Consider the following 9,327-nt stretch of genomic DNA (forward strand, 5'->3'; position numbering starts at 1 on the left):
TGATGTTTATCGATGCTGATTGCAGTTCGGATATATCGTCGAGTCATGCTCACCGACGTACGCCAACGCAGGGTGGCGGAGTTCGTCCACGCGAAGGGTTCCGCCTCGGTGCAGGAGCTCGCCGCCGCGCTCGACGTGTCCGAGGCCACCGTCCGCCGCGACCTCCAGCACCTGGCCGACACCGGCGTCGTCGAACGGGTCCGCGGCGGCGCGTGCCGCCCGCACAGCATCCGGCCCGAGGCCGACCACGCCGCGTTCGACGTCGTCGCCGGCCGTGAGACAGGTGCCAAGCGTCGCATCGCGCGGGCCGCCGCAGGCCTGGTGCGCGACGGCGACGTCGTGGCCCTCGACATCGGCACGACGGTGTTCGCGATGTGTCCGTACCTGCACGAACGCTCGATCACGGTGGTGACGGCGTCGCTGGCCGTGGTGGCGGCGCTGTCGAACGCCCCGCACATCGACCTGGTCGTGATGGGCGGCGTGCTGCGCCCCAACTACCAGTCGTTGGTGGGCGTGCTGACGGAGTCGTGCCTGCGGCAGGTCCGCGTCGACGTGGCGTTCCTCGGCGCCGCCGGCGTCCGCCCGGACGGCGCAGTGCTGGACTCGACGCCCAGCGAGGTGCCCGTGAAGCGGGCGATGATCGACGTGTCGTCGCGCTCGTGGCTGCTGGCAGACCACGCGAAGTTCCCCGGCAGCGGGTTCCTGGAGATCGCGCCGCTGACGGCGTTCACCGGCCTCATCACCGACAACGCCGCCGGCCCCGATTCACTGCAACTGCCCCCCGAGACGGATCTGGAGGTCCTCGTCCCATGAAGCTCGTCATCCTCGGCGGCGGCGGTTTCCGCGTGCCGCTCGTCTACGACGCGGTGGCCACCAACACCGTGGCCATGGCCGACGGCCGCCCATTCATCGAGGAGGTCGTGCTGCACGACAACTCGCAGTCGCGACTCGACGGCATCGCCCGGGTGATCCGGGCGCGGGCCGCGCAGCTGGAGGACCCGCCGTCGCTGCGGGTCAGCACGGACCTGCGCGAGGCGCTCGTCGGTGCCGACTTCATCTTCTCCGCCATCCGCGTGGGCGGCTCCGAGGGGCGGGTCAAGGATGAGCGCGTGGCGCTGGACCTGGGGCTGCTCGGCCAGGAGACCATCGGCCCGGGCGGCCTCGCCTACGCGCTGCGCACGATCCCGGTGATGCAGGAGGTGGCGCACGCGATCGCCGAGGTGGCCCCCGATGCGTGGACCATCAACTTCACCAACCCGGCAGGCATCGTGACGCAGTCGATGCGTCGGGTGCTCGGCGAGCGTGTCGTCGGCATCTGCGACACGCCGATCGGGCTGGTGCGGCGGGTGTCGCGGCTCCTGGGCGTGTCGCTGGAGCACGACCGCGACCGCGTCGACTACGACTACGTCGGCCTCAACCACATGGGCTTCCTGCGGTCGGTGAGCGTCGACGGCGTGGACCGGCTACCGGAGATCCTCGCCGACGACGAGCGGCTGGACCACGTCGAGGAGGCCCGCCTCATCGGCAAGGACTTCGTGCGGGCCTTCGGTGCGCTGCCCAACGAGTACCTGTACTACTACTGGCACACCACGTCCGCCGTCGGGCGCATTGGCGGGAACGAGCAGACCCGCGGCCAGTACCTCCAGGCCCAGCAGGCGCAGTTCTACGAGCACGTCGCCTCCGCCGAGGACCCGCTGGCGCTCTGGCACACCGTGCTGCACGAGCGTGAGGCCACCTACATGGCGGAGGCCCGCGACGAGGAGCGGCGAGAGGAGGACATGGGCGGCGGCTACCAGGAGGTGGCGCTGCGGATGATGCGGGCGCTGGCCACCGGGGAGCCGGAGCGGATGATCCTCGACGTCGCGAACCTGTCCGACGGCCGGCGCGTGGTGCCGGAACTGCCCGACGACGTGGTGGTCGAGGTGGCCTGCGTCGTCGACGGCGACGGCGTGCACCCGCTGCCCGTCGGGCCCGTGAGCCTCGTGGAACTGGGGATGATGGCGCGGCTGCGCGCGGCGGAGCAGGCGATCGCCGAGGCGGCACTGACCCGCGACCCCGACAAGGCGTGGGAGGGTTTCGCGCTGCATCCCTTGGTCAACTCGCCGGTCCTCGGGCGCCAGCTGCTCGACGGCTACATCGCCGCCCACGAGGAGATCGCCGCGCTGTTTCAGCGGTAGGTGTGCTCGACCATGCCGGAGACGTGCTCCGCGTGCGAGAGCGCCTCGGTGAGCAGCCGCTGCACGTGCTCGTCGGCTGAGCGGTAGTACGCGAAGGTGCCCTCCCGGCGGCTCTGCACCAGGCCGGCGAGGCGGAGCTTGGCCAGGTGCTGGCTCACCGCGGTGGGCGCCGCGCCCACCATGTCGGCCAGGGCGCCCACGCTGTGCTCGCCCTGGAACAGCGCCCACAGGAGCTTCACCCGGGTGGGGTCCGACAGCATGCGGAACGTCTCGGATGCGAGGTTGGCGTGCTCGTCGTCGGGCACCTGGCGGATCGGGTGTTCGTGCATGCGTCCATCGTACGCATCTGGCTTGTTATCTGCGCAATTGCGCAGATAAGCTTCAAACATGACTTCCGAGACAGGTCTCCGGCACGAGCACCACGACCACCCGCATGACCACGACCACGGGCACGGCCACGGCCATGACCATGAGCACGGGCACCACCACGACCACGAGCACGGCTCGGGCGTGTGGGCGCGGGTCAAGCACGCCCTGATCCCGCACAGCCACGACCACGTCGACGCCGTCACCAGCGCCGACGAGGCCAGCTCCATCGGCATCCGCGCGTCGTGGATCAGCCTCGCCGGCATGGCGGCCACTGCGCTGCTCCAGGTGGTCATCTACCTGATGAGCGGCTCGGTGGCGCTGCTGGCCGACACGGTGCACAACCTCGGGCACCTGGCCACGACGATCCCGCTGATCATCGCGTTCCGCCTCGGCCGCCGCGCCCCCACCCGCGCGTACACCTACGGGTTCCGCCGGGCGGAGGACCTCGTCGGGCTGCTGATCGGCCTCGTCATCGCTGCGTCCGCCGTGCTGATCGTGTGGGAGTCCGTGACGGCACTGTCGGCAGAGCGTGACATGACCAACCTGCCGTGGGTGATGGCCGCCGCCATCGTCGGCGCGCTGGGCAACGAGGTCGTGGCCTGGTACCGCATCCGGGCCGGCCGACGGATCGGTTCGGCGGCCCTGATCGCCGAGGGCCAGCACGCCCGCACCGACGCGCTCACCTCGGTGGCCGTGGCCATCGGCGTGATCGGCGCCTGGCTGGGCCTGCCCTGGCTCGACCCCGTCATCGGCCTGGTGATCGCCGCCGTGATCGTGGGCGTGCTGATCAGCTCGATGCGCAGCGTCATCCGCCGCCTGATGGACGGCGTGGAGCCGGGCACCATCGACGCCATCGAGGCCAGCGCCGCCGAGGTCCCGGGCGTGGCGGCCGTCTCGCAGCCGCGGGCCCGCTGGTCGGGGCACCGGCTCGTGGCGGAGCTCAGCGTCGCGGTCGACGGTGCGCTCACCGTCGAGGCGGCGCACGGGCTGGCGCACGCCGTCGAGGACCACGTGCGCGGCACCGTGCCGCACCTCTGGCAGGTCAACGTCCACGTCACACCGGAAGGCCACGGCGGATGAGCATCGAGATGAGGGCGTGGGTCACCCTCGCCGCCTACGTGCTGGCGTTGGGCGCGGCCTTCGGCTGGCGCACCGCGCGCTCCGTCCGCGAGACCGGCGACGCCGGCTTCCGCGGCTTCTCCGGCCGCATGGGCTCCGCCGGCTGGTGGGGCGGCAGGCTGTTCGCGCTCGCGCTGGTGGGTTTCCTCCTCTCGCCCGCGCTGGTGGGCCTCGGCGTGCTGCCGGTGTTGACCGACTCGGCATGGCCGTTCGCCGCCGGCGTGATCATCGCGCTGCTGGCCATGGCGGCGGTCCTGTGGGCGCAGTCGACGATGGGCTCCTCGTGGCGGGTGGGCGTCGACGCCACGGAGACCACCGACCTGGTGACGGGCGGGCCGTTCGCGTACGTGCGCAACCCGATCTTCACCGCGATGATCCTCGCCGCGCTGGGGTTCGCCGTCGCCGCCCCCACGTGGCTGGGCGCGCTCAGCCTGATGGCGCTGGTGATCGGCATCCAGCTGCAGGTGCGCTTCGAGGAGGAGCCGTACCTGCTGGCCACGCACGGCCCTGCCTACCGGAACTACGCCGCGAGGACCGGGCGCTTCGTGCCCGGCCTCGGGCGTCTCACCGGCGGGGATCAGGTGGTCGACGCCGCATAGTTGCTGCCGATCGACTCGTCGAGCAGCGCGTCGAACTCCTCCTTCGTCTGGCCCTGCGTCAGGCCCTCTGTGAGGGCCCGCGAGAAGCTGGCCACCACGCCGTGCTGGCGTGCGAGCCGCTCGTTGGACTCCGCCCGCGTGTAGCCGCCGGACAGCGCGAACACGCGCAGCACCCGCGGATGTTCGACGAGGTCGCGGTAGAGGTCGTCCACCTCGGGGAGGGTCAGCTTCAGCATGACCCAGTCGCCGTCGGGCAGCGCGTCGAGCCCCTCCTTGAGGAGGTCGTGCAACTGCTGCTCGGCGTCGGCCTTCTGCGGGCTCTTGATGTCCACCTCAGGCTCCAGGATGGGGACGAGCCCCGCGGCGAAGATGTGCCGGCCGACGTCGAACTGCTGGTCCACGGCAGCCTTCAACCCGGCCCCCGGAGTGATGACCACCGAGCGCATCTTGGTGCCGAACACCCCGTGCTCCCGGGCCTGGGCGAGGACGTCGTCGAGTTTCGGCATGTCCTTCATCAGGCGGGCGCCGGATTCCTCGTCGAGCAGGCCCTTGTCCACCTTGAGGATGGGCACCACGTTCTTCACCTCCCACAGGTAGCGGGCGGTCGGCATGCCGTCCACGTCGCGGTGCATGGTGTCCTCGAACAGGATGGCGCCGAGGATGCGGCTGCCGTCGAAGCTGGGGCTGGTCATGATGCGGGTGCGCATCTCGTGGACGCGGTCGAACATCTCGGAGTCGTCCGCCCAGGACTCGATGCCGTAGCGCTTGAGTGCCCCGGGGGTGCTGCCGCCGCTCTGGTCGAGCGCGGCGATGAAGCCGGGGGCGCTCTGCATCTTGGTGAACTGGTTCTCATTCATGGCGCCCTTCCCTCCTACGCGGGGCTGCGCCGGGGGCGCGGGCAACGCCGCCCGGCTCCGTATGTGTTCCATTGTCCCACCTTTGACGGCGGGTTTCAGCGGTTTCAGGCGGCGGGGGCCCGCTCCTCCTCGACGGGCCCCGGCTCCGTCCGCGCCCGCACCATGTGCCAGACGCGGTGGCACGCGATGACGACGGTGAGCCACGCCAGCCCGATGGCCCAGGCGCCGAACACGTCGGTCAGCCAGTGGTGGCCGAGGAAGACGCGCGACAGCCCCATGGAGATGGCGTACAGGGCGGCGACGGCGGCCGAGAGCCAGGCGGCCCAGCGCCTGCGCGCCCAGAAGTGCCTGATCAGCAGGTAGGCGAGGATGCCGGCGATGACCAGGGCGTTCAGGCTGTGGCCGCTGGGGAAGCTCATCGACGACTCGAACGGCGGCACCGCCTCCTCGACGGGCGGCCGCGCGCGGCCGATGTAGTGCTTGCCCAACACCGTGATGAGCAGGGAGCCGCCGACGGCGATGGCGGTCAGCACCAGCGGGGTGATGTCGCGCCAGCGCCAGCTGAGGAAGGCCACCACGATGCCGGTGATGACGGGCTGCCAGAGCGGCCCGCCCGTGTTCGAGTACCAGCCACGAACGCGGTGAACGACGGCGTGCGCGCTGCCATGGCCCAGTCGAGCACCGGGCGGTCCCACGCGGCGACCCCGTCCCTGTCGCCCACGGACTCGAGGATCTCGCCGAACAGTTCGGCCAGGCCGATGGCCGCCAGCAGTGCCACGAGGAGCGTGGTGCCGAGGAGCGCGGAGGCCTTGGCCTTGGGGGCCTTGTCAGGCAGCTTCATCCGTCCATGGTGGCATGGCGGGCGGGCCTCACTCCCTGAGTTCGACGACGAGCCCGCCGTCGCGGAGGATCTGCGCGCCCGACGGCAGGCCGGCGTCGGCCCGGGAGACCTCGGTGTAGCCGGTCTCGTACACGACCCGAGTGACGCGGCGGGAGTTGATGATGAGTCGGGCGCAGGTGGCGCACGGCTCGTGGGTGACGAACAGCGTGTGGCCCTCGCCGTTCCAGTTCGCGGCGAGCAGCGCGTTGACCTCGGCGTGGATGAAGCCGCTGTGGCCCTGCGCCATGGACTCGCGCTCATTGGGCTCGCCTGCGGCGCGGCCGTTGTAGCCCACCCCCACCACGCGGTTCCATCGGTCGAGGATGCAGGCGCCCACCTGCACCTTCGCGTCGGCGCTGCGGGTGGCCCACAGTCGGGCGGTGGCCAGGCCGAGTTCGTCGAACGTGGGGCGCGTCATGGTGCCGAGTCTAGGGATCGCGCCCGTCCTGCGGGGCGGCGCAGCGCCACCACGAGACCCGCCGCGCCCAGACCCGCGAGCACGCTGCCGCAGGCCATGCTGGACAGCACCCCCGGCCAGGGGGCGACGTCGGGCTGCGCGAACATTCCCCGGTAGAACGGTTCGACGACGGCACCCAGCGGGATCACGAGCCTGGAGAGCTGGCCGAGCCCATCCGCCCTGCCGGTCGCGGCACCGACCAGGCCCAGCGGCGCGCCGACCGCGCCGGTGATGAGGAACCAATTGAGGTTCTCGGCCCAGATGTGCGGCGTGAAGATGCCCGCCAGCTGGCCGAGGCCGTAGTGGATGGCCAGTGACAGCCAGCCGCTGAGGATGCCGGCGGCCGCCGCCTGACGGGGGTCCCGGACGATCCGCCCCGCCAACACCAGGAGGCCCGCCCATGCGGTGCCGGAGTTGGCGAGCTTGCTGAGGGTCAGGCGCACCGCCAGCACCCCGTCGACGTCGCCTGCCAGTTGTGCGGGAGTCGTCATGTTGCTCACCAGGGAGACGGCCGCGAGGAGCACCGCGGCCAGCACCACCCATGCCCAGGATCGCCACACCATGCCCAGCACGCTATTGCCGTCGCGCCGGTGACGGATCCGCCGGAGGTACCTCGGCTCGTAGACTCTCGGCCATGAGCGATCTGACCGTGGACCCGGGCCCCGGGATCCCCGACGGCCTGGTCATCCCCGCCGCCGAGCTGCGGGAACGGTTCGCCCGCTCCTCCGGGCCCGGCGGTCAGGGCGTGAACACCACCGACAGCAAGGTGCAGTTGTCGTTCGACGTCGCGGCCTCACCCACGCTCACCGATGCGCAGCGACGACGGGTGCTGCACCGCTTGCGGCACCGGGTCGTCGACGGCGTGCTCACCGTCGAGGCCTCCGACGAGCGGTCCCAACTGCGGAACCGGTCCTTGGCGCGGCAGCGGCTGGCTGGGTTGCTGCGCGAGGCGTTGGCTCCCCCACCGCCGAAGCGCCGCGCGACGCGACCCACGCGGGGCTCCGTCGAGCGCCGACTGCAGTCGAAGCGGCACCGCGCCGAGCTGAAGGCTGCGCGGCGCCGCCCCGTCGACTGACGCGAACCTCGCGGGCGGGTCAGAAGAAGACCTTGGTGCCTCCGCCGTCGGGATGCGCGCACCGTCGTTGTACGTGTACTTCGACGCGAAGGACCGCATCTACGACGCCATGTTCAAGGACTCCTACCAAGCCCTGCTCGACCTGAGCACCGCCACCGCGTTGCCCCGACGAGCCCGTGGCGCGCCTCCGCACGATCGCCTCCGGTTTCTTCGACTTCGCGACGGAGAACCCGGCCCCGCTGCAGCTGATGTTCTGGCGGGTGATCCCCGGCTTCGAGCCTTCTGAAGCAGCCTACGAGCCGTCGCTTCAAGTGGCCGAGCAGGCGCGCAGGGCCATGGCCGAGATCGGAATCACCGACCCCTCAGCCCTGGACATGTGGTTCGCGCTGATGTCGGGGCTGATCAGTCAACTGTCAAAAGTAGGGCGCACGACAGAGGGCCCAGACTGACAACGCCCAGGTCCACCCCAGCGACGCCTCTGGAGGCGGTGCGTCCTGGCATGAAGTGAGGGCGCCCCTGCTGGAACAGAGACGCCCTCGATCAACTTCTCAACTCGGGAATTGAGGTTCTGATGTCCCAGCACATCTGGGGCACGGGGGCGGCGCCAGCCCTTGAGTCTGTTGTGCCTGTTTCGATTTTCGGCTCGCCGGCGAGTTGGTGGAGTGGGCGGACGGCTGTCCACCTTGGCGGAGTTGGAGTCTGTGCGGGAGCCGAAGGTGCGTGCGTCGTCGCGTCATATCCCGTCGGCGCCGTTTTGTTGGACGACGCAGTCGAGGTTGGCGGTGGAGTCCGGGCTGGAGCATGACCTGCTGCGGGAACTGGACAGGGATCCAGAGGTGTCGCGGCTGGTGGCCCAGCCGTGTCGGTTGCTACTGACGGACGGGGCTCACGTGCCGGACATCATGGAGGTCCGCGGCGACCAGCGGCCGCTCGAAGAGGGGCAGGCGCTCTACTTTTGAGCGCTTAATTTACAAAGGCCACTTCCTAAGAAGTAGAGCGCATCTCGACGCTCCTGTCGAGATGCACTGCAGTTTGTACGACAGCTGGCCTGACAGCTTGTACAGAATGGCTAGATTCGCTAGTCGTACAAAGTAGATCAGCGTGTGCGGGTCTGTTGCCGGTGAGCAGATTGGAACCGCTATTGCAGGCTCTTCGTACCTGAGCGTGGGGTCATAGTCGTAGACCGCCGCCGATGAGGAGCATTCTGAGGCGGTAGTTGTCGGGGTCGCGGAACCCTCGGGCGACGCGGCGTGCGAGTTCGATCAACCCGTTGATGGCTTCGGTTCCGCCGTTGTTGGCGCCGCCGGTGGTGAAGTAGCCCAGGAACGCGTCGCGCCACTGGTTCAGCGTCCGGCCGAGGCGGGCGATCTCCGGGATCGGACATGAGGGGAACGTGGCGAGGATCTTGTCCGCGACCCTGCGGCCGTCGGCGTGGCTGGATTGGTGCTAGACGGAGCGGAGTTGTTGGGCGCAGTGCCAGGCGACCTCGACTTCGACGTGTCGGTCGTCGGCTGTGAACGCGGTCTCCAGGCGGGTCTTCTGCCGGTCGGTGAGGTGTTCCTGCCCGGCTCGCAGCAGGTTCCGGATCCGATACAACGGATCGTCTCTGCGTCCGCGGTGGCCGTGGATGTCCTGCTGGACCCGGCGGCGGACCTCGTCGACCGCGGCCGTCCCGAGCTTGACCACGTGGAACGCGTCGAGCACCGCGACGGCGTCCTCCAACTGGTCGTTGATGGCGTTCTTGTAGCCGTGGAACGGGTCCAGGGTGGCGATCTCGACGCCTTTGCGGAACGT

General features: G+C 70.0%; 13 protein-coding genes and 1 pseudogene. 7 read left to right on the forward strand and 7 right to left on the reverse strand.

Features of this window, described 5'->3' with window-relative positions; genetic code table 11:
• Window positions 1-45 precede the first annotated feature (45 nt).
• Both ABEA30_RS07960 and ABEA30_RS07965 read left to right on the forward strand, forming a co-directional pair.
• A complete protein-coding gene (locus ABEA30_RS07960) occupies window positions 46-813 on the forward strand; it encodes a DeoR/GlpR family DNA-binding transcription regulator (protein ID WP_345581598.1) in 768 nt (255 codons plus the stop codon).
• On the forward strand, window positions 810-2,177 hold the full coding sequence (locus ABEA30_RS07965) for a family 4 glycosyl hydrolase (RefSeq protein ID WP_345581601.1): 1,368 nt from the start codon (window positions 810-812) through the stop codon (window positions 2,175-2,177). Before ABEA30_RS07960 ends, ABEA30_RS07965 begins: the two co-directional genes overlap by 4 nt.
• Here the strand turns inward: ABEA30_RS07965 and ABEA30_RS07970 are convergent.
• Window positions 2,168-2,506 (reverse strand): ArsR/SmtB family transcription factor, encoded by a 339-nt coding sequence (locus tag ABEA30_RS07970; protein WP_345581604.1) that lies wholly within the window; start codon window positions 2,504-2,506, stop codon window positions 2,168-2,170. The genes ABEA30_RS07965 and ABEA30_RS07970 overlap by 10 nt on opposite strands.
• Window positions 2,507-2,564: 58 nt before the next feature.
• On the opposite strand from ABEA30_RS07970, the gene ABEA30_RS07975 reads away from it, so the two are divergent.
• Window positions 2,565-3,626 carry a cation diffusion facilitator family transporter gene (locus ABEA30_RS07975; RefSeq protein WP_345581606.1) on the forward strand — a complete coding sequence of 354 codons (1,062 nt, stop codon included), beginning with the start codon at window positions 2,565-2,567 and terminating at the stop codon, window positions 3,624-3,626.
• Complete coding sequence (locus tag ABEA30_RS07980; protein WP_345581609.1) at window positions 3,623-4,264, forward strand: methyltransferase family protein; 642 nt, start codon at window positions 3,623-3,625, stop codon at window positions 4,262-4,264. Before ABEA30_RS07975 ends, ABEA30_RS07980 begins: the two co-directional genes overlap by 4 nt.
• Here the strand turns inward: ABEA30_RS07980 and ABEA30_RS07985 are convergent.
• The 5 genes from ABEA30_RS07985 to ABEA30_RS08005 form a co-directional block, all read right to left on the reverse strand.
• Window positions 4,243-5,121, reverse strand: coding sequence for a fructose bisphosphate aldolase (locus tag ABEA30_RS07985; protein WP_345581612.1), 879 nt, complete (start codon window positions 5,119-5,121; stop codon window positions 4,243-4,245). The two genes, ABEA30_RS07980 and ABEA30_RS07985, sit on opposite strands and share 22 nt — an antisense overlap.
• A 104-nt stretch (window positions 5,122-5,225) precedes the next feature.
• The gene (locus tag ABEA30_RS07990; RefSeq protein ID WP_345581615.1) at window positions 5,226-5,699 is read right to left on the reverse strand and encodes a phosphatase PAP2 family protein; all 474 of its coding nucleotides are present in this window, start codon (window positions 5,697-5,699) and stop codon (window positions 5,226-5,228) included.
• A complete protein-coding gene (locus ABEA30_RS07995) occupies window positions 5,648-5,962 on the reverse strand; it encodes a hypothetical protein (protein WP_345581618.1) in 315 nt (104 codons plus the stop codon). Before ABEA30_RS07995 ends, ABEA30_RS07990 begins: the two co-directional genes overlap by 52 nt.
• Window positions 5,963-5,990: 28 nt before the next feature.
• On the reverse strand, window positions 5,991-6,419 hold the full coding sequence (locus tag ABEA30_RS08000; RefSeq protein WP_345581620.1) for a dCMP deaminase family protein: 429 nt from the start codon (window positions 6,417-6,419) through the stop codon (window positions 5,991-5,993).
• Window positions 6,416-7,021: a hypothetical protein gene (locus tag ABEA30_RS08005; RefSeq protein ID WP_345581623.1), complete on the reverse strand. Its 606-nt coding sequence runs from the start codon at window positions 7,019-7,021 to the stop codon at window positions 6,416-6,418. The genes ABEA30_RS08000 and ABEA30_RS08005 overlap by 4 nt, the downstream gene beginning before the upstream one ends.
• A 71-nt stretch (window positions 7,022-7,092) precedes the next feature.
• Here ABEA30_RS08005 and arfB point away from each other — a divergent pair, with 71 nt between their 5' ends.
• The 3 genes from arfB (at window position 7,093) to ABEA30_RS08020 (ending at window position 8,492) form a co-directional block, all read left to right on the forward strand.
• Window positions 7,093-7,533 carry an alternative ribosome rescue aminoacyl-tRNA hydrolase ArfB gene (gene arfB, locus ABEA30_RS08010; protein ID WP_345581626.1) on the forward strand — a complete coding sequence of 147 codons (441 nt, stop codon included), beginning with the start codon at window positions 7,093-7,095 and terminating at the stop codon, window positions 7,531-7,533.
• Window positions 7,534-7,709: 176 nt separating this feature from the next.
• On the forward strand, window positions 7,710-7,982 hold the full coding sequence (locus tag ABEA30_RS08015) for a TetR-like C-terminal domain-containing protein (protein WP_345581629.1): 273 nt from the start codon (window positions 7,710-7,712) through the stop codon (window positions 7,980-7,982).
• Between the two features lie 213 nt (window positions 7,983-8,195).
• Window positions 8,196-8,492, forward strand: a complete 297-nt coding sequence (locus tag ABEA30_RS08020) for a hypothetical protein (protein ID WP_345581632.1) — start codon at window positions 8,196-8,198, stop codon at window positions 8,490-8,492.
• A gap of 211 nt (window positions 8,493-8,703) precedes the next feature.
• Here ABEA30_RS08020 and ABEA30_RS08025 read toward each other — a convergent pair.
• Window positions 8,704-9,327, reverse strand: a pseudogene (locus tag ABEA30_RS08025) (ISL3 family transposase); the annotation flags it as partial.

This window comes from Tessaracoccus lubricantis (assembly GCF_039544535.1).
In the GTDB taxonomy this organism is placed as follows: Bacteria; Actinomycetota; Actinomycetes; order Propionibacteriales; family Propionibacteriaceae; genus Arachnia; species Arachnia lubricantis.

Bases quoted from the DNA above. Each gene is read 5' to 3' on its own strand.
- ABEA30_RS07970 (WP_345581604.1), bottom strand. From the start codon at position 2,506: ATGCACGAACACCCGATCCGCCAGGTGCCCGACGACGAGCACGCCAAC.
- ABEA30_RS07960 (WP_345581598.1), top strand. From the start codon at position 46: ATGCTCACCGACGTACGCCAACGCAGGGTGGCGGAGTTCGTCCACGCG.
- ABEA30_RS08005 (WP_345581623.1), bottom strand. From the start codon at position 7,021: ATGGTGTGGCGATCCTGGGCATGGGTGGTGCTGGCCGCGGTGCTCCTC.
- ABEA30_RS08000 (WP_345581620.1), bottom strand. From the start codon at position 6,419: ATGACGCGCCCCACGTTCGACGAACTCGGCCTGGCCACCGCCCGACTG.
- ABEA30_RS07985 (WP_345581612.1), bottom strand. From the start codon at position 5,121: ATGAATGAGAACCAGTTCACCAAGATGCAGAGCGCCCCCGGCTTCATC.
- ABEA30_RS07980 (WP_345581609.1), top strand. From the start codon at position 3,623: ATGAGCATCGAGATGAGGGCGTGGGTCACCCTCGCCGCCTACGTGCTG.
- ABEA30_RS07965 (WP_345581601.1), top strand. From the start codon at position 810: ATGAAGCTCGTCATCCTCGGCGGCGGCGGTTTCCGCGTGCCGCTCGTC.
- ABEA30_RS07995 (WP_345581618.1), bottom strand. From the start codon at position 5,962: ATGAAGCTGCCTGACAAGGCCCCCAAGGCCAAGGCCTCCGCGCTCCTC.
- ABEA30_RS07975 (WP_345581606.1), top strand. From the start codon at position 2,565: ATGACTTCCGAGACAGGTCTCCGGCACGAGCACCACGACCACCCGCAT.
- arfB (WP_345581626.1), top strand. From the start codon at position 7,093: ATGAGCGATCTGACCGTGGACCCGGGCCCCGGGATCCCCGACGGCCTG.